This is a genomic window from Brucella sp. TWI559 (genome assembly GCF_039674265.1).
GTDB classification, from domain to species: domain Bacteria; phylum Pseudomonadota; class Alphaproteobacteria; order Rhizobiales; family Rhizobiaceae; genus Brucella; species Brucella chromiisoli.
This window is the reverse complement of the sequence record NZ_JBDJNE010000004.1, coordinates 46,547-71,701: the sequence shown is the minus strand read 5'-3', so window position 1 is coordinate 71,701 and position 25,155 is coordinate 46,547. Positions and strand designations below refer to the sequence as shown.

Genomic DNA, 25,155 nt, shown 5'->3' with positions numbered 1-25,155 from the left:
CGCTAACGTTTTTTGAATATCACACTTGAAGAAGCCGGATTTCCGATGAGCCGCGAAAAATTCTACATCACCACTGCGATTGCTTACCCGAATGGCAAGCCGCATATCGGCCATGCTTATGAGTTGATTGCGACCGACGCCATGGCGCGTTTTCAGCGTCTGGATGGCAAGGATGTTCACTTTCTGACCGGCTCGGATGAACACGGTATCAAGATGTTGCAGAGTGCGCGCAAGGAAGGCATAAGCCCGCGCGAACTCGCAGATCGCAACACCGCTGCTTTCCAGCGCATGGGCGAGTTTCTGAACAGCTCGCATGATGACTATATCCGCACCTCGGAAGAGCGTCATTACAAGGCCAGCCAGGCAATCTGGCAGGCAATGTCTGCCAGCGGTGACATTTATAAGGGCGGTTATGCGGGCTGGTATTCAGTACGCGACGAAGCCTATTACGGCGAAGAAGAAACTGAAGTCCGCGCCTATAATGTTCGTTACGGCCCGCAGGGTACGCCTGTCGAATGGGTTGAAGAAGAAAGCTATTTCTTCCGTCTGTCGAACTATCAGGACAAGCTCGTTGAGCTTTATGAAAACAATCCCGGCTTCATCATGCCTGCGGAGCGTCGCAACGAAATCGTTAGCTTCGTAAAGTCTGGCCTGAAAGATCTGTCGATTTCGCGCACGACATTCGACTGGGGTATTCCTGTTCCGGGTGATGAAAAGCACGTCATGTATGTCTGGGTTGATGCGCTGACCAACTACATCACAGCACTCGGCTATCCAGATACGACCAGTGACAAGTGGGCTTACTGGCCTGCTGATGCGCATATCATCGGCAAAGATATTTCGCGTTTCCACGCGGTTTACTGGCCAGCATTTTTGATGTCGGCAGGCATTCCGCTGCCAAAGCGTGTGTTTGCGCATGGCTTCCTGTTCAACCGCGGTGAAAAAATGTCGAAGTCTCTCGGCAACGTTATCGATCCGTTTGAGCTGGTTGAACGCTATGGTCTTGATCAACTGCGTTATTTCCTGATGCGCGAAGTGCCATTCGGTCAGGATGGTAGCTACAGCCACGATGCAATCGTCAACCGTACCAATGCCGATCTCGCCAATGATCTTGGCAATCTCGCACAGCGCTCGCTGTCGATGATTGCAAAGAACTGCGACGGTAAGGTTCCAGTTCCGGGCGCCTTCTCGGAGGCAGACAAGGCTATTCTTGATCAGGCCGATGCAGCATTGGAAACCGCACGCAAGGCTGTCGGCGATCAGGCATTGCACATCGCACTCGGTTCCATCTTTGCCGTTGTTGCGGAAGCAAACCGCTATTTTGCGGGGCAGGAGCCTTGGGCGCTGCGCAAGACCGATCTGGAGCGGATGGGTACGGTGCTCTATGTGACGGCAGAAGTGATCCGCCGCGTTGGTATCATGGTTCAGCCTTTCATTCCACAATCGGCGGAAAAGCTGCTCGATACTCTGGCAATCCCGGCAGACAAGCGCCAGTTCTCAGACGTAGCGGCAAGCCCGCTTGTTGGCGGCGCGGAACTGCCCGCACCGCAGCCGGTTTTCCCGCGCTATGTGGAAGCGGAAGAACAGAACTGAGCTGAATATGCTGGTTGATAGTCACTGCCATCTCGACTTTGCGGATTTCGAACCGGAGCGCGACGCTGTCGTTCAGCGTGCCCTCGACGCCGGTATCAAACGCATGGTCACGATTTCAACACGGGTGCGTAAGTTCGATACGATCTTAGCACTCGCTGAAAAATATGAGTCCGTCTATTGTTCGGTTGGCACCCATCCGAACAATGCCCATGAAGAACTGGATGTGACTGCCGACGATCTTGTGCGGCTGGCCGCGCATCCGAAGGTTGTCGCCATAGGCGAAGCGGGGCTTGATTATCATTATGATTATGCGCCGCCAGAAGCCCAGCGTCAGGGCTTCCTCGTGCATATTGAAGCGGCGCGCCGCACGCAGTTGCCGCTTGTGATCCATGCCCGAAGCGCTGATCAGGACATGGCCGATATTCTGGAAACTGAGACGGCGAAAGGCGCATTTCCCTTCATTCTGCATTGTTTCTCGTCAGGTCGTGCATTGGCAGAAAAAGGCGTAGAACTAGGCGGATACGTCTCATTCTCCGGCATTTTGACATTTAAGAATTCGGCCGATATTCGCGAAATAGCGCAGATTGTTCCGCGTGATCGTTTGCTGGTTGAAACGGATGCGCCTTATCTCGCGCCTATGCCGCATCGCGGCCAGCGTAATGAGCCGTCATTCGTGCAGCACACAGCCGCCGTGCTGGCTGAAACAATCGGCGTAAGCAAAGAAGAAATCGCGGACATGACCAGTGAAAATGTCTTCCGGCTTTTCTCCAAAATGCCAAAGCCTGCCGGGGAATAATTATCGTGATATCGCCTCGCAATTGTCTGCGTTTCACAATTCTCGGGTGCGGTTCGTCGCCCGGTGTACCGCGTATCAATGGCGATTGGGGCAATTGCGATCCGAAAAACCCGAAGAACAAGCGTCGCCGTGCCGCTTTGCTGGTTGAGCGCTTCAATGCTGAGGGAAGTAGCACGGTTGTTGTTATCGACACTGGCCCGGATTTCCGGGACCAGATGATCGATGCCAATGTCACGTCGCTTGATGCAGCCATCTATACGCATCCACATGCCGACCATATTCATGGCATCGATGATTTACGCACCTATGTGGTTGAAAACCGCCGACTAATGGATGTCTATGCCAACCGGCTGACACGCAATCGTCTGTTTGAGGCCTTCGGCTATTGTTTTGAAACGCCCGTTGGATCGAGCTACCCGCCGATCCTGTCAATGCATGACATCATGGCTGAAACGGCTTTCTCGATCACGGGTGCGGGAGGGCCGATCCGCTTTGAGCCATTTACACAGGTTCATGGCGATATTGAATCGCTCGGTTTCCGTATTGGCGATGTTGCTTATTGCACGGATGTCAGCGCATTCCCGGATGAGAGCCTGAAATATATTCGCCATGCTGATGTACTGATTATCGGCGCGCTGCAATATCGCCCGCATCCAAGCCATTTTTCGCTGGAACAGGCGTTGGAATGGGTCGAATTTTTCGGGCCTAAACGCGCAATCCTGACGCATATGCATGTGCCACTCGATTACGACACGGTCATGCGCGAGACGCCCGATCATGTGGAGCCCGGTTATGACGGGCTAAGCTTTGAAGTTCCAATTGCATAGAAAAAGGCCCAGAACGGGCCTTTTTCTATGAGTTTAAGCCTATCAGGCAACCGATCCCTTGACCGGGAAAGGCATTACATTGCTTTCTTCAACGTCTTCTTTCTTGGCCTTTTCCGACTTGTCTTCAAGCTGCAAACCACCAGCGCGAAGCAGATCGGAGAAGCGGCCACCGCGAGCAGCGAGTTCATCAAAGCTGCCGCGCTCAACCAGATGGCCCTTGTCCATGAACAAGACGATATCAGCAGAACGAACAGTCGACAGACGGTGCGCAATGATGAAGGTCGTGCGGTTTTCACTCAGATCATCAACGGCCTGCTTGACCTTTTCCTCGGTTTCAACGTCAAGCGCACTGGTCGCCTCGTCGAGTACGAGAATTGGCGAATCTTTCAGGATAGCGCGTGCAATTGCCAGACGCTGACGTTCACCGCCTGAAAGCTGCGAACCACGTTCACCGACAACCGTATCGTAGCCATTGCCCTTTGCGAGAATGAAGTCATGGGCCGCGGCAGCCTTGGCAGCGGCCTGAACCATTTCACTCGTCGCATTTTCATTACCAACACGGATGTTTTCTTCAATCGAACGATTGAACAGACCTGCATCTTGGAAAACAGTGGCAATGGCATGACGCAACGAGCGACGGCTGACGGTGCGTGTATCAATGCCATCAATCAGAATGCGGCCGGCGGCAGGATCGAATACGCGCTGAAGGATATTGATCAGCGTCGTCTTGCCTGCACCCGTTGGGCCAACGATAGCCACGGTCTGCCCCGGCTTCACTTCAAACGAAACGTCATAGACGCCCTGACCCGAATTCGGGAATTCAAAGGTCACATTGTCGAAAACAATATCGCCCTTGACGTTTTCAAGATCGGTCGCGTCCTGTGGCTCCTGACGGTCAGCGGTCGCGTCTTCCATCTCGAAGAATTCTTCAAGCTTGGCGCGCGCCGTCACAGTCTGGTTGATAAAGGCGCTGATCTGGTCAAGACGGCCGATCATCAGCTGGGCAAAACCGATAAAGGCAATCACGTCACCAACACGCATCTGGCCCTTGGTTACGAAATACGCACCAAGCAGAAGCACGATAACCATCGAGAAGGTCGAAGCCATGCGGTTAAGGCCGCTGGCAAGCGCCCACCAGTTGAGAACCGGGAACTGAACGTTTTCGAGGTTCTTTGCATATTCGCGTAGTGCCTGCGTTTCCGAAGCAATGCGATTATAGCTCTGCACGACCGAAACGTTGCTGATTGTATCGCTCACATGCTCAAACAGCTTGTGGTGGTGCTTTTCAACAGCAGACTGGCCGTCCTTGGTTTTGCGCATGACGAGCTGGCCAATCATCACATAGATGACACCAAGCACGATCAGCACCATAGACATGCGAAGATCCATGCTCATAGCGACCGGAATAAGCGCCACCAGTGCCACCACGGTGGTCAGGTGCTGACGCATGAATTCGAGCCAGAGAGTGAACAGCGAGTCCGTTGCGCGGATCAGCGTATGCAGCGCATTCGACGTGCCGCGCTTCTGATGCCAAGCAAGTGGCATGGTGATAATGCGTTCATAAGAGTCGATCATCACACCCAAACGGCGACGATGGGCGAGGCGGTCAGCCCCACGCGCAACAAAGACCGCTGCGATGATGTTAAACGCACCGAGAGCTGCCCACATGGCGAGCTGCGTAACGATATCGCCTTTGTCGGAAATCGCCTGAATGACCCGACCAAAAAGGATCGGCTCGGCCAGCATGACAAGGGCAACCAGTACGCTTGCAACGCACATGGTTATGGTTGCAGCTTTCTCTGCTGCAAGATATTCCATGGCACGCCAGTAGATTTTGAACAAAGACACCGTGGGACTCCCGCCGTTCTATTTCAAGGGACTAAATGGTGCAGTCCCGTTATTCTATCAACATGCAATGAAGGCAAGACGTGGCAATTGGGTGTCATAGTCGACCATAAATTAAAAATGCATGTAACCGAGCGTGAAGATTCATAGCGTATTGGCATATTCTTGGCAGGGTGTTTAACAGGGCGAGAATTCCATTTTTGCCAAATATGCCTAGCAATCCGCCCTTGGCGCGTCTATTGACAGACATAAATGAGCGGCACACTGGCTTGTGCTGAAAAAATATTGATCGGGTTTTTCCATGGCAGGCGTTGAACAAAAGAGTGTGGACACAGACGAAGCGGGCATGCGGCTCGATCGCTGGTTCAAGGTCCATTTCCCAGGATTGGGCTTTGGGCACCTGCAAAAACTGTTGCGCTCCGGTCAGATCCGCATTGATGGCAGCCGCGCCAAGTCAGATACACGCTTGCAGGCAGGCCAGATGGTGCGCATTCCGCCGCTGGAAGTCGACGAAAAGGCCGCAGGGCCGATGACGGCGAAAACCATTCGCAGCCAGCAGGATGGCGATGTTCTCAAACAGATGCTGATTTATGAAGATCCGAAGGTTTTTGTGTTCAACAAACCGGCGGGTCTGGCAGTGCAGGGCGGTTCTGGCCTTGTGCGCCACGTGGACGGTATGCTGGAAGCGTGGCGCAATAAGAAAGGTGAAAAGCCTCGCCTCGTGCATCGTATCGACCGTGACACTTCTGGTGTGCTGGTGGTTGCGCGCACGCGTGGTGCCGCACAGGCATTGACAGCATCATTCCGCGAACGCGACACTAAAAAGACCTATTGGGCACTGGTAAAAGGTGTTCCACGTAAGCGCGAAGACAAGATTTCAACCTGGCTGGTCAAAGAGCAAACGCCAGATGGTGATAAGATGCGTGTTTGCCAGCATGGTGAGCCGGATTCGGATCATGCAGTTTCTTATTACCGGATCATCGAAAAGATCGGTAACAATCTGACATGGTTGGAAATGGAGCCTTATACAGGCCGCACCCATCAGCTGCGTGTTCATGCGGCGCATATCGGCCATCCGATCATCGGCGATCCGAAATATTTTGAAGCTGACCAGAACTGGGAATTCCCTGGCGGCATTCAAAAGAAGCTGCATCTTCATGCGCGCCGCATTCGCATTCCAAACCCGTCAGGTGGCATCATTGATGTGACAGCACCGCTGCCGCCGCACATGGTACAATCGTGGAACCTGCTTGGCTTTGATGAGGCAAACGCGGAAGAGTAACAATGTCGGGTGCGGCACGGGGAAGTGTTCAGGGCAGGGTGTCATTCGACGGACTGGCAATTGCCCTCGTGATGTTTATCATGTTCACTTGGGGGCTTAATCAGGTTGCCATTAAGATTGGTAATCGTGGGTTTAACCCCATGCTCATGGCTTCCGGCCGTGCAGCACTGGGTGGTGTCTGCGTTTTTCTCTGGTGCTATTGGAAGAACATTCCACTGTTTGGCCGTGACGGAACGCTGAAGCCCGGCATTCTTGCGGGCCTTCTTTTTGGCGTCGAATTCGTCATGATCTTCCTTGCGATGGAGCTGACCAGCGTCGGGCGTGTCACGCTGATGATGAATGTCATGCCGTTCTGGGTGGCAATCGGCAGCCATTTTCTTTTGGGCGAGCGTATGTCGATGCGTGCTTTCATCGGCATGTGTGTGGCGTTTATCGGTGTTTTCGTGGTGTTCTCAGACCATATCAGCCGTCCGGGTCCGAATGCACTCTACGGTGATCTGCTGGCGCTGATTTCCGGTATGCTTTGGGGAATGACCACGCTCGTCATTAAACGGTCGAAGCTTGCAAGTGCTGCGCCTGAAAAGACATTGCTCTATCAGCTGGTCGTGGCTGCATTCGTGCCGTTGCCATTGCTGTTTTTCAGCGGCCCATTGATCCGCGACCCGGATATGCTCTCGGTGCTGTCATTTTTGTTTCAGTCAATGTTCGTGGTGGCTGTGACCTATCCGCTGTGGTTCTGGATGATAAGCCGCTATCCGGCTTCCAAATTGTCAAACTTTGCTTTTCTGACGCCTGCTTTTGGCGTGTTGCTGAGTGGATTGCTGCTTCATGAACCACTGGGTTGGAAAATCCTTGCAGCGCTTGCCCTGATTGGTCTGGGCCTCATTATTATTAACCGCCCAGCAAAAGCCGGAGCCGCTTCATGAAACTCGTTCTTTTTGATTGTGACGGCACACTTGTCGATAGCGGTGACACGATCCATCATTGCATGGCAGCGAGCTTTGTTGACGCTGGGCTGGCACCGCCTGAAATCGAACAGACACATTCAATCATCGGTCTTTCGCTGCCGATAGCGATTGCCCAGCTGCTTGGTCGCGAAGTTGATGAGAAGGCGCACTGGCTCACGCAGCGCTACAAGGAAAATTTTGTAAAACTTCGCCAGACGCCGAATTTTACCGAGCCACTTTACGAGGGTATTCTGCCTCTTCTGACAGAGCTTGGCCGCCGCGATGATCTTCTTTTGGGAATTGTCACTGGCAAGTCGCAGCGTGGCGTTCGCTCGATTTTTGAACGCCATGGCATCGGACATCATTTCATGATCGTTCGTACCGCTGATGATTGCCCGTCCAAGCCTCATCCGGCCATGGTGCTTGAATCCTGTTCCGAAATGGGGATAGAACCAGAGCAAACAATCGTGATCGGCGATGCGATCTACGATATGCAAATGGCTCGCTCGGCAGGCGCGCGCGCCGCAGGTGTTTCATGGGGCTATCATGGCCCGGATTCACTTGTGGAAGCAGGCGCTCATCACGTTTTGAACAAGCCAGAAGAACTTCATGCAATCCTGCATGAAATGGATACCTCTATTCTCTAATGAACCGGACAATATTATGCGCGACACTCTGAGCGACCCGCAAGCTGAAATGCCAATCTCCCAGAAAGACCCGGTGGCGCGCTCGCAGGAACTGATGCGAACACCACTGCCAAAACGTTTTTATGAAAAGGCTGAGGTTGCCGAAGTTGAAGGCGGTTTCACCGTGCACCTTGATGGTCGTCCGGTCAAAACCCCGGCGCGGGCCGTTCTGCTTCTGCCAACCCGGGAAGCTGCGGAAATCATTGCGGAAGAATTCCGCGCACAGGAAAAGGTTATCGATCCGTCCAAAATGCCTGCGACCCGTCTGGTGAATACGGCTGTTGATGGCATTGCGCAGGACCCGCAAGCGGTATTTGAAGACATTCTGCGCTTTGCCGGAACGGACATGATCTGCTATCGCGCGGCAAGCCCGAAAGAACTTGTGGCCCGGCAGACGGAACAATGGGACCCGCTGATTGACTGGGCGGAAAGCCTTGGCGCCCGTTTTGCACTTGCAGAAGGTGTGATGCATGTCGAACAATCACGTGAAGCGATTGCAGCTTTCGGCATTCATCTTGCAGAATTCAAAAATCCGATTGCGCTGGCATCGCTGCATACCATGACAACGCTGACCGGCTCCGCACTGATCGCTCTGGCAATCGCCAAAGGCGAAGTGTCTGTTGAGGATGGCTGGAAACGCGCGCATCTTGATGAAGACTGGACCATTGAGCATTGGGGTGAGGATGCTGAAGCGCGCGCACGCCGTACAACGCGTGAGAGCGAAATATTGGTTGCTGCCCGCGTCTTGCAAGCGCTCTAGTTATTATTTAACTGATAACTATAATATACTGATTGTAAAAGAATACCCGGCTTTCGCCTGGTTTTCTTTCGCGCACCTTCTGGCACGTCGTTCCCCTCGGTAATGGCCTTAACCGGAGTGAGTGGCAATTGTTCATTGCCACCCGCAATCCTGATTAAACCGAGTAGTACATGTCGAACTCGATTGGATGTGGCGTTGTTTCATAACGCATCACTTCCGCCATCTTGAGTTCGATGAAGCTGTCGATCTGATCGTCTTCGAATACACCGCCAGCCTTCAGGAACTCACGATCCTTGTCGAGGGACTGAAGCGCTTCACGAAGCGAACCACAAACGGTTGGGATCTTCTTGAGCTCCTTTGCAGGAAGATCATAAAGATCCTTGTCCATCGCCTGACCTGGATGAATCTTGTTCTTGATACCGTCAAGACCAGCCATCAGCAGCGCTGCAAAGCAGAGATATGGGTTTGCTGCCGGATCAGGGAAGCGAACTTCAAGGCGCTTCGACTTCGGCGACGAGCCGAAAGGAATACGGCAGGAAGCCGAACGGTTGCGAGCCGAGTAAGCCAGCAGAACTGGTGCTTCATAACCCGGGACCAGACGCTTGTAGGAGTTGGTCGATGGGTTGGTGAATGCGTTCACGGCCTTTGCGTGCTTGATAACGCCACCGATAAAGAACAGGCAGTTTTCCGAAAGGCCGGCATATTCATTGCCCGCGAAGGTTGGCTTGCCATCTTTCCAGATCGAGAAGTGGACGTGCATACCCGAGCCGTTGTCACCGAAGACTGGCTTTGGCATGAAGGTTGCGGTTTTGCCGTAGGCATTGGCAACCTGATGCACAACATACTTGTAGATCTGCATCTTGTCGGCGTTGCGAACGAGCGTGTCGAACTTGACACCCAGTTCGTGCTGAGCGGACGCCACTTCGTGGTGATGCTTTTCAACGGTTACGCCCATTTCCGTCAAAACGGTGAGCATTTCCGAACGCATATCCTGCGCGCTGTCGATTGGCGGAACAGGGAAGTAACCACCCTTGACGCGTGGACGGTGGCCGAGATTGCCGGTTTCGTAATCGGTGTCATCGTTCGATGGCAGCTCGGTTGAGTCGAGCTTGAAGCCTGTGTTGAATGGATCAACCTTGTACTTCACATCATCGAATACGAAGAATTCAGCTTCTGGGCCAACATAAACAGTGTCACCGATGCCGAGCGACTTCATGTAGGCTTCGGCCTTCTTTGCAGTCGTGCGTGGATCGCGGCCATAAGCTTCACCCGAAACCGGATCAAGAATGTCGCAGAGAATGACCAGCGTGGACTGAGCGAAGAATGGATCAATGTGAGCGGTTTCCGGATCTGGCATGAGAACCATGTCGGATTCGTTGATGGCCTTCCAGCCAGCAATCGATGAGCCGTCGAACATAACGCCATCAACGAACATGTCTTCGTCGACGAGGCCGATATCCATCGTAACGTGCTGCAGTTTGCCCTTAGGGTCTGTGAAGCGGAGGTCGACAAACTTAATGTCGTTATCTTTGATCTGTTTCAGAATGTCATTGGCAGTCGTCATTTTAATATCCTGTTTGCACGACGATGTTCGGTAGGCTGGTTTTATTAGATGGCATCCACGCCGGATTCACCGGTACGAATGCGGATAACTTCTTCGATATTGGAGACGAAAATCTTACCGTCACCAATGCGCCCTGTCTGGGCTGCCTTGCGAATAGCTTCAATGGCGCCATCGACGGTTTCATCGGCGACGATGACTTCAACTTTCACCTTGGGAAGAAAATCGACGACATATTCCGCGCCGCGGTAAAGCTCGGTATGGCCCTTCTGTCGGCCAAAACCCTTAGCTTCAATTACAGTAATTCCCTGCAAACCAACTTCCTGAAGGGCTTCCTTCACTTCATCCAGCTTGAAAGGCTTAATGATGGCTTCGATCTTTTTCATCAGAGAATGGTCTCCGCTCTTGTTCGGAAATGGGCGTCGTGCCCGTTTCGCTGATATAGAAGCATGAACTGTGCCAACTTGTTAGGTGACAGCCATTTTTTTTAAGTTTTGCGTTGTTTTCAGCAAATTTTGCCGAAATTTTCGCATCTATTCAGCTGAAAAGGGCGCTGATATTGAGGCTAGCGCATTTTCAATAATTTCAGAAGTCTAACCTTCCTTGCAGCAGAGTGGCATTTTTTTTGTCATCCCGGCAAGGCAATCCGTATGAAAGATTTTCAACGGCAGTTTTATGCTCTGCACAGTGATTAAAAAATAGACAATCTGCCATGAACTTAATCAGACTTGCATCAAAGCGAATGGCGCGCGATTAATCAACCAACAACCAGGGGAAATATGAGTCATGCTGGAACTGTTGACGCCGGAACAAATGTCGCGTGCAGACAAAATGACAATTGAAAGCGGCACGCGTGATGGTTTTTCACTGATGCTCGCAGCAGGGCATGCCGTTGCAGATGTAGCCCAGCGCATGTTCCTTGCCAGAGGCCGGGTCGCCGTTCTCTGTGGCCCCGGAAACAATGGTGGCGATGGCTATGTTGCGGCCCAATTCCTCGCTAAGGCCGGATATGCCGTTACCTGCTTCGGAACAGCGCAGCCCCGCCCGGACACCGATGCGATGAGGGCACTCCACTATTATAAAGGAGATGTGCGGCGTATCAGTGCGTTTGAACCCAAAGACTTTGTCGGCGTCATTGACGCGATTTATGGCGCAGGTCTGGCGCGCGCGGTGGAAGGCGCTGAAGCCAGCGCAATAGAAGCAGTCAATGCTTCGAACATTCCCGTGCTGGCTGTGGATTTGCCAAGCGGCATATCCGGCAAAGACGGGCAGGTTTTGGGAACCGCTGTTTGGGCACGCGCAACCGTGACATTCTTCCGTAAGAAACCCGGTCATCTCTTGCAGCCGGGCCGGGCGCATTGTGGCGTGCTTCATGTGGCAGACATTGGGATTCCCGATACGGTGCTGGAAAGCATCGCTCCAGATACTTTTGAAAATGCGCCGGAGCTTTGGCAGGACCAACTGCCCATACTTGCAATCAATGCCCACAAATATAGTCGCGGCCATGCGGCAGTTTTTTCCGGGCCTGTGCATTCAACAGGTGCGGCACGTTTATCGGCAAGGGCGGCAGCGCGCAGTGGTGCAGGGGCTGTCACATTGCTTTCGCCACCTGATGCAGTTTTAACCAATGCAGCCCATCTGACGAGCATCATGCAGCGCGAGACACGCAATATAAAGGATGTTGAAACTTTTTTGGTGGAGCGCAAGGTTGCAGCCTGCGTGCTTGGACCGGGCTACGGCAATCCGTCATTTGCCCGCGATCATGCCTTGATGCTGTTGACAGCTGTCAACGGGCGCTCTGAATATCTAAAAGGCGTGGTTTTGGATGCCGACGGCATCACGGCTTTTGAAAATCAGCCGGAACAGCTTTTCAAAGCTCAAAGAAATACCGACACGGCGCTTGTTCTCACGCCACATGAGGGCGAGTTTCGGCGTCTTTTTCCGGATATTGCAGCCGGGAACGAAATGTCAAAGCCAGATAGGGCACTCAAAGCAGCAAAACGGGCAAATGCCGTTGTGATCTATAAAGGGCCGGATACGGTAATTGCAGCACCTGACGGGCGCGCCATTATCAATGCGAATGGCACACCATTTCTCGCAACGGCGGGATCGGGCGATGTGCTGGCTGGCATTGTATGCGGATTGCTTTCACAGGGAATGCCAGCCTTTGAAGCAGCAGGCACTGCCGTATGGATCCATGCAGATGCAGGCCGACGCTTCGGACATGGGCTAATTGCAGAGGATTTGCCAGAGCAGTTACCCGCCGTCTGGGCTTCGCTCTAGAGGATTTTCAGCAAAAGTGCGAAGCGGTTTTGCGTGGGATAATGCGTAACAAATTGATAGAGCCTTTCCAGGGATTCAATCAAAATACGAAATGCTCTATCGCCCGGATGTTCGGCTATTGCCACTCCCCACGTCAACGGTAACGCTGCCGGAAATCGAAACATCAGTATTGCCAACGCGGAAATTTTTCCAACTTCCCGCTGGCTGACTATCGGGTTCAGGTGCAGGTGGTGGTGCCGATACGATCGGCTTTTGCATCTTCACGCCCGGTAGTCCCGTCTGTGACGGCTCATTTGCAAAAGCACTTGCTGATAACGCTATTGAAGAAACAGCGGTAAATATAAGAATTTGCTTCATAATAGCGTTACCTTGTTTCAGACTTTATCTGCAACGGCTTCCAAAAGCTGCTCAGTCATTTCAAGTGTGAATTCATCATAATGCGAGATGACGCGGCTTGGCTCGTAATGCTGAACCGGCAAATCAGTATAACCGAAATCTACGGCAACAACAGGGATACCGGCTGCTTTCGCCGTATCAATATCTGTACGGCTGTCTCCAACCATCACGGCGCGATCACGGTTTCCGCCCGCCTTGGCAATTGTTTCGATCAAATGGCGCGGATCTGGCTTGCGGAATGCAAATGTGTCTGCACCGCAAATTGCCGCAAAGCGATGAGCTTCACCCATTGCAGTCAAAAGCTTGACCGACAATGTTTCAAACTTGTTGGTGCAAACCGCCAATGTGTAACCATTCGAAGAAAAACGATCCATGGCTTCAAGGACGCCCGGATAAAATGCCGAGTCGCCCGGCATGTGTGCCGCATAATGCTCGCGGAATTCTTCAACAAGGTGATCAAGCTTCGCATCATCAAGCTGTTTTTGCTGCGCTGCAAAAGCGCGCTCGATCATAACGCGGCCACCTTGTCCCACAAAGCGGCGCAGCTGACCATGGTCAGCCGTTTGCAAGCCCGAGATTGCAAGGCAGTGATTCAAGCTGCCCAGAAGGTCTGGCGCTGTTTCAACCAATGTGCCATCGAGGTCGAAAACGATAATGGGCTTGGAGTTGGCAGCGGACATGATGCTTCTTTCGGGAAAAAATCTGTGTTGATGCAGTGCTAGCTGATCTTCGAGATAGGCTCAAGTTCGTACCTTCTCAAGACAGAGATGAAATAAGAGTTCATCGCAAAAATAACGATAATTCATATTGAGAGCTTTGTTGCGATGCTCCCGCATGCTAGAGGCGTTGCCGGAGACGGATAAGAATCCGATGGGAAGATAGAAATTCAGGCATGGATATTTCAGGCATGGATGAAGCACGAAAGCTCAAAATCGCCGCTGCCGCCGAGGCATTGACACATGTCAAAACTGGAATGCGTCTGGGAATTGGAACCGGCTCGACGGCAGAAGAATTTGTGCGTCTGCTTGCAGAAAAGGTAAATTCCGGCTTTAAAATCATTGGCGTACCGACATCGGAACGCACAGCTGATCTTTGCAGAGAATTGGGGGTTCCACTCACGACTCTGGAAGAAACGCCGCATCTTGACCTGACCGTCGATGGCGCTGATGAAGTCGATCCTAATCTTTCAGTCATCAAGGGCGGAGGTGGTGCATTGCTGCGTGAAAAGATCGTCGCTGCCGCTTCCGACTCAATGATTGTTATTGCAGACGGGTCGAAAGTTGTTGAGACGCTTGGCCGTTTTCCGCTGCCGATTGAAGTCAATCGTTTTGGACTTGGCGCAACTTTACGCGCTATTGAACTGGCTGCTTCGCAATGCGGCCTTGCAGGTCCGTTGGTCCTGCGTTTAAAAGACGGCTCACCATTTGTAACGGATGGTGGGCATTATATCGTGGATGCATCTTTTGGCCGCATTCCCGATCCAAAGATTCTATCTGACGCTCTCTTCGCCATACCGGGCGTTGTCGAGCACGGACTTTTTATCGGACTGGCACGGGCCGCAATCATTGCAGGCGCTGACGGCATCCGAACCATGACCCGGCCTTAAACCGCCTATAAGAATTGTTTGAACGGAGTACTGACCATATGATCCCGGCAACTGGCTTCCGCCGTCTGATTGCACCGTTTTCCGCACTCGTCCTGCTGTCAGGCGTTCATGCGGCCTCAGCACAGGAAATTTCCGCTTCGCATCTGGACGCTGCCCGCGCGGCAATTGCTTCCATTCAGGCGACTGAACAGTTTGATGAGATCCTGCCGAGTGCCGCACGGGCGCTGAAGGGGGAACTTATTCAGAAAGACCCAAATCTTGAAGCGCTCATCACCAAGACTGTTGATGACAAAGCGCTCGCGCTTGCTGCTCGCCGCGCTGATCTCGAAACTGAATCGGCTCGCGCTTATGCAAATGCGTTCAGCGAAGATGAACTCAAAGCAATCGCTGCATTCTACAATTCCGAAGCAGGCAAAAAGCTGCTTGCTGAAGGCCCGATTGTAACGCGCGAAGTCGTTAAGGCTGCCAATATCTGGCAGAACGGAATTGCCCGCGATCTCGCGACTTCGGTTGCAGAAGTTCTCGCAGCCCAGGCAGGTGCTACGGCTACGCCTGAACAGCCTGCTCAGCAGTAATTTCTTATTGTAACGCAGATTTTAAAAGCCCGGCGACTTGGCCGGGCTTTTTCTTTTGCTTACATAAGTGTCACGCATCAGATTTAAATGGAGAGTCCCATGGCCGGTTATGATTATGATCTTTTTGTTATCGGTGGTGGGTCCGGTGGTGTGCGGGCAGGGCGCCTGGCCGGTGCAATGGGCAAAAAGGTCGGTCTGGCCGAAGAGTACCGTATGGGCGGCACCTGCGTTATTCGTGGTTGTGTCCCCAAAAAACTCTTCGTTTACGCCTCGCAATTTCCCGAGCACTTTGAAGATGCGGCCGGATATGGCTGGAATGTTGGCAAAAGCAGCTTTGAGTGGAAAAAGCTTCTCGCGGCGAAAGACAAGGAAATTGATCGGCTTGAAGGTCTTTATCGCAAAGGTCTTGAAAACTCGAACGTCGATATTTTTGCAAGTCGCGCAGAACTGATCGATGCACACACAATCGAACTCAAAGCTGACGGGCGCCGTGTCACTGCGGATCAAATTCTGATTGCAACGGGCGGTCACCCAAGCGCGCATGACGCGCTGCCCGGCCATGAATATTGCATTACGTCTAATGAAGCCTTTCATCTGGAAGAGTTGCCGAAATCCATCGCCATCGCTGGCGGCGGTTATATCGCAGTCGAATTTGCCAATATTTTCCATGGTCTTGGTGTTGAAACGACAATCGTCTACCGCGGCAAAGAAATCCTCTCGCGCTTTGACCACGATCTGCGTCAACTGCTTCATGAAACCATGGTTTCTAAAGGCATTCGCATCATCTGCGGCGCAGTTTTTGAGAAGGTCGAAAAGCAATCTGATGGCGCATTGAAAGTTTCGCTGACCAATGGCGAAACACTCGATGTCGGTCAAGCCATGTTGGCAATTGGCCGCAAACCCAACACCGCGGGCCTTGGTCTTGAAAAGGCAGGCGTAAAAACCGACGCGCTGGGTGCCATCGAAGTCGATGATTATTCCCGCACAAGCGTTTCCAATATCTGGGCTGTTGGCGATGTTATCAATCGCGTTCAGTTGACGCCGGTCGCGATCCACGAAGCAATGTGCTTCCTTGAAACAGCTTTCAAAGATAATCCAACGAAACCCGATCATGAGCTTATTGCCACGGCAGTTTTCTCGCAGCCTGAAATCGGCACTGTTGGCTTGCCGGAAGATGAAGCTGCAAAGAAATATGCTGAGCTGGAAGTTTATCGCGCTTTGTTCCGGCCAATGAAGAACACGCTTTCAGGCCGCAACGAAAAAACGCTGATGAAACTCATCGTTGATGCCAGGAGCCGGAAGGTTGTCGGGGCCCATATTATGGGGCCGGATGCCGGTGAAATGGCACAGCTGCTTGGGATTTCGCTCAAAGCTGGTGCAACCAAGGGCGACTTCGACCGCACCATGGCGGTTCACCCGACAGCGGCGGAAGAACTGGTTACAATGTATAAGCCGACCTACCGCGTGGTGAACGGGCAAAAGCTCGAAAGTTGAACTTTCGTATCACTCCCATCCTGTTAACGATTCTCGCTGGTATAAAGTGAGCGTCTGCATTATATCAACGCGATCACGCGTGCTGTTATGCGTGCACAGACATTGAATTGTCTTGCACAAACGCATTTCAGCTTTCGTGCAAGGAGGAACTAATCCGAGAGAAATCGCGCGGATAATTAAAACAGGTGTGAAATGACGAAGAACTGGACCCCAAATTCCTGGAGAGACAAACCGATCAAGCAAGTGCCGTCTTATCCAGACGCACAGGCTCTGACCGATGTTGAGGCTCGCCTTCGTACCTATCCACCGCTCGTATTTGCAGGCGAGGCCCGCAAGCTGAAAAGCCAGCTGGCAGACGTTGCCGAAGGCAAGGCATTTCTGCTTCAGGGCGGCGATTGTGCGGAAAGTTTCGCAGAACATGGCGCGGATAATATTCGCGACTTTTTCCGCGTCTTTTTGCAGATGGCCGTCGTGCTGACATTCGGAGCATCCAAGCCTGTTGTTAAGGTGGGCCGTATTGCCGGTCAGTTCGCCAAGCCGCGTTCTTCCGATATGGAAACACTCAATGGTGTCGAGCTGCCATCATACCGTGGCGACATCATCAACGGCATCGATTTCGACGAAGCATCGCGTATCCCTGATCCGCAGCGTCAGGACATGGCTTATCGCCAGTCCGCTGCGACACTGAACCTGCTGCGTGCCTTCGCGCAGGGTGGTTATGCGAACCTTGAAAACGTACATCAGTGGATGCTCGGCTTTGTTGGCAAAAGCCCGCAGGCAGAGCGTTACGCTGCACTGGCGCAGCGCATTTCGGAAACGATGAATTTCATGCGGGCGATCGGCATCACCTCTGACAGCAATCATTCGCTGCGTGAAACCGATTTCTACACCAGCCATGAAGCGCTGCTGCTCGGCTATGAAGAAGCACTGACGCGCGTCGATTCGACCTCTGGCGACTGGTACGGCACTTCGGGTCACATGATCTGGATTGGCGATCGCACACGTCAGGCTGATCATGCGCATATCGAATATTGCCGTGGCATCAAGAACCCGCTCGGTCTGAAATGCGGTCCATCGCTACAGCCCGATGATCTCATCCGGCTGATCGATCTTCTCAACCCTGAAAACGAAGCTGGACGCCTGACGCTCATCGCGCGTTTTGGTTACGACAAGGTCGGCGATCATCTGCCACAGCTCATCCGCGCCGTTGAACGTGAAGGCCGTAAGGTTGTCTGGTCTTGCGACCCGATGCACGGCAACACGATCACAGCAGGCGGTTACAAGACGCGTCCATTCGACCGTATCCTCAAGGAAGTTGAGTCCTTCTTCGCGATCCATCGCGCCGAAGGTTCACATCCGGGCGGTATCCATGTCGAAATGACCGGCAAAAACGTCACCGAATGTACGGGCGGTGCGCGTGCGATTTCAGCAGAAGATCTGCATGACCGCTACCACACGCATTGCGACCCACGTCTGAACGCCGATCAGGCGCTTGAACTGGCTTTCCTTCTGGCAGAACTGCTCAAGAAGGAACGGGATCTGGGCTCGGAGAAGCAGGCCGTTAACGCCTGATTGAATAAAGTCACTTTGAAACAAGCGCAGGGCGGAGAATTCACTCTCCGCCCTGTTGTGTTTCAAATGAATTCGCTTATTGGTTTTGGCGAAAACTCATTTGGGGGCATCAATGAAGCGAATTTTTCTGGCGTTTCTCAATTCAATGCGTGCTCTTCGCTACTTGGCCGCTCATGAAAAGGCAGTTCAGCAAGAACTGGTGCTTTTCCTGTTATCAGTGCCAATCGCATTCTTTCTTGCTCCGAGCGGGCTGGCATTTCTGCTCATGACAGGATCGATCCTATTTCTCATTCTTGTTGAAGTGCTCAACACCGGTATTGAAGCCACTTGCGATGCTGTTTCGCGTGATTTTCATAAGGAAATTCAGATTGCCAAGGATTGCGGCTCGCTCGCTGTTCTGATCGCGATTGTTTTTGTCGCCGCCACATGGGGCTATATTCTGATCACAACCTATATGATCCGATAAAGAACGACTGTTCTTGAACGCCATCCGTTGCAATTAATTGCACAAGCGCGCTAAAGCTGACGCATGATCAGCGTAAACGAGAATCTCGACATGCTTCGTATTGCCGTTGCACAGCTCAATCCTGTTATGGGCAACATCGCCGGAAATCTTGCCAAGGCGCGTGCAGCCCGCGCAGAAGCAGCCAAAATGAACGCCGACCTTGTGATGTTCACGGAGCTGTTTATTGCAGGTTATCCGCCGGAGGATCTGGTTCTCAAAACGGCCTTTGTCGCAGCCTGTGAAAAGGCTGTGGCTGCGCTTGCCAAAGACACAGCAGATGGTGGACCAGGTGTCATCATCGGGACACCGATGCAGCGTGACAGTGGCCTGCATAACGCTGTCGCTGTTCTGGATGGCGGTGAAATCATTGCCGAGCGTTTCAAGGTCGATCTTCCCAACTATGGCGAATTTGACGAAAAACGCGTCTTCCAGTCGGGCCCAATGCCCGGACCAGTCAATTTCCGCGGTGTCCGCATCGGCATTCCGATCTGCGAAGATATATGGGGTGATCTCGGTGTTGCGGAAACACTGGCCGAAAGTGGTGCTGAACTCCTGCTGGTGCCCAATGGTTCGCCTTATCACCGCGCCAAGATCGAGCGCCGCTATCAGGTGGTTCTGAAACAGGTCATCGAAACCGAGCTTCCCATGCTCTACGCCAATCAGGTGGGCGGGCAGGACGAACTGGTCTTCGATGGTGGCTCATTCGTATTTAACGCCGACAAGACGCTTCGCCTGCAAATGCCGCAATTTGCAGAAGCCATTACACTGACCATATGGAAGCGGGACGGCGAGGGCTGGCATTGCGAGGAGGCCGAAAAGGCTACGCTGCCGGAAGGTCTGGAAGCTGATTATTCGGCCTGTATGCTGGGCCTGCGTGATTATGTGAACAAGAACGGCTTCAAGGATGTTGTGCTTGGTCTTTCAGGCGGTATCGACTCGGCGATCTGCACAGCGTTAGGCGTCGATGCGTTGGGCAAGGATCGCGTGCGCTGCGTGATGCTGCCCTATCGTTACACGTCCGAAGAGTCGCTCAAAGACGCTGCCGATTGCGCCAAAGCGCTCGGCGTGCGTTATGATATTGTGCCGATTGCCGAACCTGTCGAGGGTTTTCTGTCTGCACTCAAGCCTTTGTTTGAAGGCACAGAAGCCGGTGTGACGGAGGAAAACCTCCAGAGCCGTGCCCGTGGCACCATTTTGATGGCAATCTCCAACAAGTTTGGCTCGATGGTTGTAACCACCGGTAACAAGTCCGAAATGTCGGTCGGCTATGCAACGCTTTATGGCGATATGAATGGCGGCTTTAACCCCATCAAAGATGTCTATAAAATGCAGGTCTATGCGTTGTCGGAATGGCGCAACAACAATGTTCCGGCGGGCAGCCTTGGGCCTGCAGGCGAGGTGATTCCACAAAACATCATCTCAAAGGCTCCATCCGCAGAATTGCGTGAAAACCAGACCGATCAGGACAGTCTGCCACCTTATCCGGTGCTGGATGACATTCTTGAGTGCCTCGTTGAAAACGAAATGAGCAATGCTGAGATTGTCGCGCGCGGCCATCAGCTTGAAACGGTACAACGGATCGAGCACCTGCTTAATCTGGCGGAATACAAGCGCCGCCAGTCTGCGCCCGGTGTCAAAATTACCAAGAAGAATTTTGGACGTGATCGTCGTTATCCAATAACGAACCGCTTCCGCGACCGCTGAAAGATTGAGTCATGACTGTTACAGTTCGTTTTGCACCGTCGCCGACGGGTTATATTCATATTGGCAATACACGTACCGCGCTCTCAAACTGGCTCTACGCCAAAAAGAATGGCGGCAAATTCATTCTGCGTTACGACGATACCGATGTAGAGCGTTCTAAGCAGGAATATGCTGACGCCATTGCTGTCGATCTTGCATGGCTGGGTGTGACGCCTGACCGGATCGAATACCAGTCGAAGCGATTTGATGTGTACGCCAAGGCTGTCGAAAAGCTGAAACAGGCCGGTCTTCTCTATGCCTGCTATGAAACAGCCGATGAACTTGAACGCCGCCGCAAACTGCGTCTCGCGCGTCGCCTTCCGCCTGTTTATGGCCGTGAAGCCCTGAAGCTGACGGATCAGGAGAAGGCAGCTTTTGAAGCCGAAGGCCGCAAGCCACATTGGCGCTTCCTTTTGCCGAATTTCGAAAGCGACCCTTTTACGACCACCCGCACCGAAGTCCATTGGGACGATCTGGTGCGCGGACCACAGACTGTCGATCTGGCTTCCATGTCCGATCCGGTTCTGGTTCGTGAAGACGGTACCTATCTCTACACACTGCCATCAGTTGTCGATGACATTGATCTTGGTATTACCCATATCATCCGCGGCGATGATCACGTCACCAATTCAGGCGTTCAGATTGCCATCTTCAAGGCGCTTGGTGCAGAACCGCCCGTCTTCGGCCATCATAATTTGCTGACCACCGTTTCAGGCGAAGGCCTTTCAAAACGATCCGGCGCGCTGTCAGTCGGCTCGCTGCGCGAAAGCGGGTATGAACCGATGTCCGTTGCCTCACTGGCAATCCTCATTGGAACCTCGGAATCTGTTTCGGCAGCCAGTGACATGAATGCGCTCGCAGAACGCTTTGATCTGGCTGCCATTTCAAAATCTTCGGCAAAATTCGACCCAGCCGAACTGGATACGCTTAACCGCGCTTTGCTGCATGAAATGCCTTTCGAGAAAGCAAAAGAGCGTCTCGAAGCACTGGAAATTTCAGGCGATCAGGCAGAACCATTCTGGCTGACTGTTCGTGGTAATCTTGAGCGCTTCAACGATGCAGCTCATTGGTGGCAGATTATCAATGGCGAGCTGCCTGAAAAGCCTGAACTGTCCGAAGAGGATCAGGCATTTGTGCAGCAAGCGTTTGAATTGCTGCCTGCTGCCCCTTGGGACAAGCAGACCTGGAAAATCTGGACCGATGCTGTGAAGACCGCAACCGGACGCAAGGGCAAGACACTTTTTATGCCCCTGCGCGTCGCGCTTACGGGGCAGGCGCATGGTCCGGAGCTTGCGGATTTGCTGGTTTTGATTGGTCCGGAAAGAACGAAGAGCCGATCACTCTGACCTTGGCACTATCCGAATATGCCCGTTCAACAGGCGGCGTCGCTTCTACAGGTGCGATGTGCGCTGGCGCTTGCAACACCGGTGCGGATGCTGTGTAAGCGACCGGCTCTGTTGCGCTTGAGCTATAGGACGAATAGGCCGGCACGACATAATCCTCAACCGGAAGCCCGTCAGTTTGTACTGGCTTTTTCGCCTGCGCACTGGCAACCTTAACCGATGCTTTTGCCAATTTTCTGCTTGGCGCGGCTTTCTGAACGCTGCGCTTCGGCAGCCAGCTGGCCGAGCAGGATTTTACATGCTTGCCAGGATGAGACATTCCGGCAATGGCAGCATTAATTTCTGACAGTCTTTCAGAAAGTGTCTGGTTTTCAGACACAAGCTTTGCTTCCTGCGTTTTCAAGCGCTCACATTTCGGTGACTTATTTGCAGGTGCAAACAAATTTCCCGTACAACGTTCTTTTGCCTGCTCGGCACGAATACGTGAAATTTGTATTTTATTTCTATCCAGTCGTGCATTCGTTGGCGTGATTTGTGCATGCAACCTTGCCGCTTCCTGACTGGTGCAGGGCTGTGAAGGTTGCGTTGTTGTACAGCCACTCAATAAGCCAACTATCGTAACAGCGAATACTGCTGAAGGTAAGTTTGTAAATTTCTTATAAACACTCATCATAGAACAAGCCCATCCCGTTGTTCGTATGTGTCAATGTTTATTTATTACAGTTAAAAAAAACATAAACGCCAAGTATTATTTGAATACTTGGCGTTTATTACGTTTTAATTATAAAGATCTGTCTAAATTATTTATTCTGATTGCCTTCACCGGATCTTTGTAATGCTTCAACAACTGCAAGCGCTGTCATGTTGACGACACCGCGCGAAGTAACCGAAGGCGTAAGAATATGAGCAGGGCGTGCTGCGCCCAGCAGGATAGGACCAACATGCAATGCATCAGTGACAGTCTTGACCACGTTAAGTGTGATATTCGCCGCATCAAGATTAGGGAAGACAAGCAGATTTGCTTCGCCTTTGAGACGTGAGCTTGGAAATACACGGTCACGAAGCGCCTGCGACAATGCAGAGTCACCATGCATTTCGCCGTCAGATTCAAGATCAGGCGCTTTCTCCGCAAGCAGTGCTGCAGCCCGGCGCATCTTCTCTGCACTGGCAGATTCCTTGGAACCGAAGTTTGAATGCGAGACCAGAGCAACCTTTGGCTCAATACCAAAGCGGCTGATTTCTTTTGCAGCCAAAATGGCCATCTCGGCAATATGGTCGGCATCAGGTTCCACATTGACATATGTGTCTGTTAGGAACAGGGCACCGCGCTGCGAGATAAGCAAACTCAATGCGGAATAATCGCTGATGCCCGGCAGCTTGCCAATGATCTGCTTTACAACGCGCATATGGCGCTCAAAGCGGCCTTCCAGACCACAGATCATTGCATCTGCTTCATCACGCATAACGGCGAGGGCGGCGATTGCAGTCGAGTTTGTACGGACGATCGTGCGTGCTGCTTCAGGTGTTACGCCCTGACGCCCCGTGAAAGACAAATAAAGATCGACATAATCGCGGTAGCGCGGATCGTCTTCCGGGTTGATCAGTTCAAAATCCTTACCCGCCCGAATTTTCAAACCATAACGGTTCAAACGTGTTTCAATAACATTCGGACGACCAACGAGGATTGGCGATGCAATGCCTTCTTCAATCACCACCTGCGCAGCGCGCAATACGCGCTCATCTTCACCATCAGCATAGATCACGCGCATTGGATTTTTCTGTGCACGCGCGGCAGCAAAGACCGGCTTCATGATAAGGCCTGAGCGGAACACGAAGCGGGTCAGCCTGTCCATATAGGCTTCCCAGTCCTCAATCGGACGCGTGGCAACTCCGCTCTCCATCGCAGCCTTGGCAACAGCAGGCGCGATACGCAGAATCAGCCGCTGATCGAACGGCGAAGGAATGATGTGGTTTGGTCCGAAAGTTGGCGTATCGCCCGAATAGGCGCGTGCGGCGACATCAGAAGGTTCTTCACGGGCAAGTGAAGCAATGGCACGGACGGCCGCAAGCTTCATTTCCTCGTTGATTGCAGTGGCGCCAACATCAAGTGCACCGCGGAAAATGTAAGGGAAGCAGAGAACATTGTTCACTTGGTTCGGATAGTCTGAACGTCCGGTGCAAATCATGGCATCAGCGCGCGCTTCGCGTGCAGCCTCTGGCATGATTTCCGGGTTCGGGTTGGCCAGCGCCATGATAAGCGGCTTTTCAGCCATCTGCTTAAGCAGTTCTGGCTTCAAAACACCCGCAGCCGAAAGTCCAAGGAACACATCGGCATCGCCAATGACATCGGCGAGCACGCGCGCATCCGTCTTCTGCGCGTAAACATCTTTCCAGCGGTCCATAAGCGTATTGCGGCCTTCATAGACCACGCCTTCAATGTCACAGACCCAGATATTTTCGCGTTTTGCACCAAGTTTAACCAGCAGATTGAGGCAGGCAAGGGCTGCTGCACCAGCACCAGACGTTACAATCTTCGCTTCACTGATCTTCTTGCCGGCCAGTTCCAGACCGTTCATAACGGCAGCGGCAACGATAATTGCCGTTCCGTGCTGGTCGTCATGGAAAACCGGAATATTCATCTGCGCGCGAAGCTGTTCTTCAACTTCAAAACACTCAGGTGCCTTGATGTCTTCGAGATTGATGCCGCCAAAAGTTGGCTCAAGCGCCGAAATCACGTCGACCATACGGTTGATTTCAAGCGCTTCAATTTCAATGTCGAACACATCAATATCTGCGAATTTCTTAAAGAGAACGGCCTTGCCTTCCATCACCGGCTTGGATGCAAGCGCGCCGATATTCCCAAGTCCCAGCACAGCCGTACCATTGGATATGACAGCCACCAGATTGCCGCGCGCCGTATATTCGGCAGCAGTGGATGGATCTTCTTGGATCGCAAGGCAAGGCGCTGCAACACCGGGCGAATAGGCGAGTGCCAGATCGCGCTGATTGCCAAGCGGCTTTGTCGCCTGAATTTCGAGCTTTCCCGGTTTCGGGTAGCGGTGAAAGAACAGGGCCGCTTCGTCAAAATCTGAACGCGTGGAAGTGGAGGGGGTCTTTTTGTCGGTCATTTTAGCATCGCTTTCCAGTTCATACGCGCAGCCGGAGGGAAACCGCGTGAGGACGCCTATTCGCGTCATGTGAGCCAATATCGTTTTTATCTCAAACTATCAAATCACTATAGGCCCGATTTCGAGAAGCAGTTGTTCCGCAATCCAACGGTATTTTGAACGAAACTGCTTTTTATGGCCGTAGACATGCCACTAAGCCGATGTGGCAATCAA

Annotated in this window: 22 protein-coding genes; 15 read left to right on the top strand and 7 right to left on the bottom strand. The window is 52.5% G+C overall.

The features are described 5' to 3' along the window. The first annotated feature begins 45 nt into the window (after positions 1 to 45). From metG to ABE530_RS07450, 3 genes are read left to right on the top strand one after another with little or no spacing between them, the layout of a single operon-like run. Positions 46 to 1,593 (top strand): methionine--tRNA ligase, encoded by a 1,548-nt coding sequence (gene metG, locus ABE530_RS07460; RefSeq protein WP_499694129.1) that lies wholly within the window; start codon positions 46 to 48, stop codon positions 1,591 to 1,593. A 7-nt stretch (positions 1,594 to 1,600) separates the two neighbouring features. Next, positions 1,601 to 2,389 (top strand): TatD family hydrolase, encoded by a 789-nt coding sequence (locus ABE530_RS07455; RefSeq protein WP_265984732.1) that lies wholly within the window; start codon positions 1,601 to 1,603, stop codon positions 2,387 to 2,389. A 5-nt stretch (positions 2,390 to 2,394) separates the two neighbouring features. Then, positions 2,395 to 3,216 (top strand): MBL fold metallo-hydrolase, encoded by an 822-nt coding sequence (locus ABE530_RS07450; protein ID WP_499694128.1) that lies wholly within the window; start codon positions 2,395 to 2,397, stop codon positions 3,214 to 3,216. 42 nt (positions 3,217 to 3,258) lie between these two features. Here the strand turns inward: ABE530_RS07450 and ABE530_RS07445 are convergent, their stop codons facing one another. Next, positions 3,259 to 5,064, bottom strand: a complete 1,806-nt coding sequence (locus ABE530_RS07445; protein ID WP_265984730.1) for a glucan ABC transporter ATP-binding protein/ permease — start codon at positions 5,062 to 5,064, stop codon at positions 3,259 to 3,261. 298 nt (positions 5,065 to 5,362) lie between these two features. On the opposite strand from ABE530_RS07445, the gene ABE530_RS07440 reads away from it, so the two are divergent. The 4 genes from ABE530_RS07440 to ABE530_RS07425 are packed head-to-tail and all read left to right on the top strand — an operon-like array spanning position 5,363 to position 8,736. Next, positions 5,363 to 6,343: an RluA family pseudouridine synthase gene (locus ABE530_RS07440; RefSeq protein ID WP_499694127.1), complete on the top strand. Its 981-nt coding sequence runs from the start codon at positions 5,363 to 5,365 to the stop codon at positions 6,341 to 6,343. A 2-nt stretch (positions 6,344 to 6,345) separates the two neighbouring features. Further along, positions 6,346 to 7,269, top strand: coding sequence for a DMT family transporter (locus ABE530_RS07435; RefSeq protein WP_499694126.1), 924 nt, complete (start codon positions 6,346 to 6,348; stop codon positions 7,267 to 7,269). Next, positions 7,266 to 7,937 (top strand): HAD-IA family hydrolase, encoded by a 672-nt coding sequence (locus ABE530_RS07430; RefSeq protein WP_499694125.1) that lies wholly within the window; start codon positions 7,266 to 7,268, stop codon positions 7,935 to 7,937. Before ABE530_RS07435 ends, ABE530_RS07430 begins: the two co-directional genes overlap by 4 nt. A 16-nt stretch (positions 7,938 to 7,953) precedes the next feature. Further along, positions 7,954 to 8,736 (top strand): ATP12 family chaperone protein, encoded by a 783-nt coding sequence (locus tag ABE530_RS07425; RefSeq protein ID WP_499694124.1) that lies wholly within the window; start codon positions 7,954 to 7,956, stop codon positions 8,734 to 8,736. 154 nt (positions 8,737 to 8,890) lie between these two features. Here ABE530_RS07425 and glnA read toward each other — a convergent pair whose 3' ends face one another. Both glnA and ABE530_RS07415 read right to left on the bottom strand, forming a co-directional pair. Continuing rightward, positions 8,891 to 10,300 carry a type I glutamate--ammonia ligase gene (glnA, locus tag ABE530_RS07420; protein ID WP_265984726.1) on the bottom strand — a complete coding sequence of 470 codons (1,410 nt, stop codon included), beginning with the start codon at positions 10,298 to 10,300 and terminating at the stop codon, positions 8,891 to 8,893. 44 nt (positions 10,301 to 10,344) lie between these two features. Next, the gene (locus ABE530_RS07415) at positions 10,345 to 10,683 is read right to left on the bottom strand and encodes a P-II family nitrogen regulator (RefSeq protein WP_007874909.1); all 339 of its coding nucleotides are present in this window, start codon (positions 10,681 to 10,683) and stop codon (positions 10,345 to 10,347) included. 400 nt (positions 10,684 to 11,083) lie between these two features. Between ABE530_RS07415 and ABE530_RS07410 the strand changes: the two genes are divergently transcribed. Next, positions 11,084 to 12,580: an NAD(P)H-hydrate dehydratase gene (locus ABE530_RS07410; RefSeq protein WP_499694123.1), complete on the top strand. Its 1,497-nt coding sequence runs from the start codon at positions 11,084 to 11,086 to the stop codon at positions 12,578 to 12,580. A 96-nt stretch (positions 12,581 to 12,676) separates the two neighbouring features. Here ABE530_RS07410 and ABE530_RS07405 read toward each other — a convergent pair whose 3' ends face one another. Both ABE530_RS07405 and ABE530_RS07400 read right to left on the bottom strand, forming a co-directional pair. Further along, complete coding sequence (locus tag ABE530_RS07405; RefSeq protein ID WP_323054544.1) at positions 12,677 to 12,937, bottom strand: hypothetical protein; 261 nt, start codon at positions 12,935 to 12,937, stop codon at positions 12,677 to 12,679. Positions 12,938 to 12,954: 17 nt separating this feature from the next. Beyond that, positions 12,955 to 13,656, bottom strand: a complete 702-nt coding sequence (locus tag ABE530_RS07400) for an HAD family hydrolase (RefSeq protein WP_499694122.1) — start codon at positions 13,654 to 13,656, stop codon at positions 12,955 to 12,957. A gap of 227 nt (positions 13,657 to 13,883) precedes the next feature. Between ABE530_RS07400 and rpiA the strand changes: the two genes are divergently transcribed. From rpiA to gltX, 7 genes are all read left to right on the top strand, one after another. Continuing rightward, positions 13,884 to 14,582: a ribose-5-phosphate isomerase RpiA gene (rpiA, locus tag ABE530_RS07395; RefSeq protein WP_499694236.1), complete on the top strand. Its 699-nt coding sequence runs from the start codon at positions 13,884 to 13,886 to the stop codon at positions 14,580 to 14,582. Positions 14,583 to 14,620: 38 nt separating this feature from the next. Beyond that, complete coding sequence (locus tag ABE530_RS07390) at positions 14,621 to 15,157, top strand: DUF2059 domain-containing protein (RefSeq protein WP_265984723.1); 537 nt, start codon at positions 14,621 to 14,623, stop codon at positions 15,155 to 15,157. Between the two features lie 99 nt (positions 15,158 to 15,256). Beyond that, positions 15,257 to 16,651 carry a glutathione-disulfide reductase gene (gor, locus tag ABE530_RS07385; RefSeq protein ID WP_499694121.1) on the top strand — a complete coding sequence of 465 codons (1,395 nt, stop codon included), beginning with the start codon at positions 15,257 to 15,259 and terminating at the stop codon, positions 16,649 to 16,651. 192 nt (positions 16,652 to 16,843) lie between these two features. After that, positions 16,844 to 18,223: a class II 3-deoxy-7-phosphoheptulonate synthase gene (locus ABE530_RS07380; RefSeq protein ID WP_265984721.1), complete on the top strand. Its 1,380-nt coding sequence runs from the start codon at positions 16,844 to 16,846 to the stop codon at positions 18,221 to 18,223. Positions 18,224 to 18,335: 112 nt separating this feature from the next. Further along, positions 18,336 to 18,689: a diacylglycerol kinase gene (locus ABE530_RS07375; protein ID WP_265984720.1), complete on the top strand. Its 354-nt coding sequence runs from the start codon at positions 18,336 to 18,338 to the stop codon at positions 18,687 to 18,689. 63 nt (positions 18,690 to 18,752) lie between these two features. Next, on the top strand, positions 18,753 to 20,432 hold the full coding sequence (locus ABE530_RS07370) for an NAD+ synthase (protein ID WP_499694120.1): 1,680 nt from the start codon (positions 18,753 to 18,755) through the stop codon (positions 20,430 to 20,432). A gap of 11 nt (positions 20,433 to 20,443) precedes the next feature. Then, positions 20,444 to 21,817, top strand: a complete 1,374-nt coding sequence (gltX, locus tag ABE530_RS07365; protein ID WP_499694119.1) for a glutamate--tRNA ligase — start codon at positions 20,444 to 20,446, stop codon at positions 21,815 to 21,817. Here the strand turns inward: gltX and ABE530_RS07360 are convergent. Both ABE530_RS07360 and ABE530_RS07355 read right to left on the bottom strand, forming a co-directional pair. Next, complete coding sequence (locus ABE530_RS07360; RefSeq protein WP_499694118.1) at positions 21,735 to 22,487, bottom strand: hypothetical protein; 753 nt, start codon at positions 22,485 to 22,487, stop codon at positions 21,735 to 21,737. The genes gltX and ABE530_RS07360 overlap by 83 nt on opposite strands. Before the next feature lie 127 nt (positions 22,488 to 22,614). After that, on the bottom strand, positions 22,615 to 24,942 hold the full coding sequence (locus ABE530_RS07355) for an NADP-dependent malic enzyme (protein ID WP_499694117.1): 2,328 nt from the start codon (positions 24,940 to 24,942) through the stop codon (positions 22,615 to 22,617). Between the last annotated feature and the right edge of the window lie 213 nt (positions 24,943 to 25,155).

Bases quoted from the DNA above. Each gene is read 5' to 3' on its own strand.
- metG (WP_499694129.1), top strand. From the start codon at position 46: ATGAGCCGCGAAAAATTCTACATCACCACTGCGATTGCTTACCCGAAT.
- ABE530_RS07410 (WP_499694123.1), top strand. From the start codon at position 11,084: ATGCTGGAACTGTTGACGCCGGAACAAATGTCGCGTGCAGACAAAATG.
- glnA (WP_265984726.1), bottom strand. From the start codon at position 10,300: ATGACGACTGCCAATGACATTCTGAAACAGATCAAAGATAACGACATT.
- ABE530_RS07360 (WP_499694118.1), bottom strand. From the start codon at position 22,487: ATGATGAGTGTTTATAAGAAATTTACAAACTTACCTTCAGCAGTATTC.
- ABE530_RS07440 (WP_499694127.1), top strand. From the start codon at position 5,363: ATGGCAGGCGTTGAACAAAAGAGTGTGGACACAGACGAAGCGGGCATG.
- ABE530_RS07375 (WP_265984720.1), top strand. From the start codon at position 18,336: ATGAAGCGAATTTTTCTGGCGTTTCTCAATTCAATGCGTGCTCTTCGC.
- ABE530_RS07380 (WP_265984721.1), top strand. From the start codon at position 16,844: ATGACGAAGAACTGGACCCCAAATTCCTGGAGAGACAAACCGATCAAG.
- ABE530_RS07390 (WP_265984723.1), top strand. From the start codon at position 14,621: ATGATCCCGGCAACTGGCTTCCGCCGTCTGATTGCACCGTTTTCCGCA.
- ABE530_RS07400 (WP_499694122.1), bottom strand. From the start codon at position 13,656: ATGTCCGCTGCCAACTCCAAGCCCATTATCGTTTTCGACCTCGATGGC.
- ABE530_RS07455 (WP_265984732.1), top strand. From the start codon at position 1,601: ATGCTGGTTGATAGTCACTGCCATCTCGACTTTGCGGATTTCGAACCG.
- gltX (WP_499694119.1), top strand. From the start codon at position 20,444: ATGACTGTTACAGTTCGTTTTGCACCGTCGCCGACGGGTTATATTCAT.
- ABE530_RS07405 (WP_323054544.1), bottom strand. From the start codon at position 12,937: ATGAAGCAAATTCTTATATTTACCGCTGTTTCTTCAATAGCGTTATCA.
- ABE530_RS07430 (WP_499694125.1), top strand. From the start codon at position 7,266: ATGAAACTCGTTCTTTTTGATTGTGACGGCACACTTGTCGATAGCGGT.
- ABE530_RS07435 (WP_499694126.1), top strand. From the start codon at position 6,346: ATGTCGGGTGCGGCACGGGGAAGTGTTCAGGGCAGGGTGTCATTCGAC.
- ABE530_RS07415 (WP_007874909.1), bottom strand. From the start codon at position 10,683: ATGAAAAAGATCGAAGCCATCATTAAGCCTTTCAAGCTGGATGAAGTG.
- gor (WP_499694121.1), top strand. From the start codon at position 15,257: ATGGCCGGTTATGATTATGATCTTTTTGTTATCGGTGGTGGGTCCGGT.
- ABE530_RS07355 (WP_499694117.1), bottom strand. From the start codon at position 24,942: ATGACCGACAAAAAGACCCCCTCCACTTCCACGCGTTCAGATTTTGAC.
- ABE530_RS07425 (WP_499694124.1), top strand. From the start codon at position 7,954: ATGCGCGACACTCTGAGCGACCCGCAAGCTGAAATGCCAATCTCCCAG.
- ABE530_RS07370 (WP_499694120.1), top strand. From the start codon at position 18,753: ATGATCAGCGTAAACGAGAATCTCGACATGCTTCGTATTGCCGTTGCA.
- rpiA (WP_499694236.1), top strand. From the start codon at position 13,884: ATGGATGAAGCACGAAAGCTCAAAATCGCCGCTGCCGCCGAGGCATTG.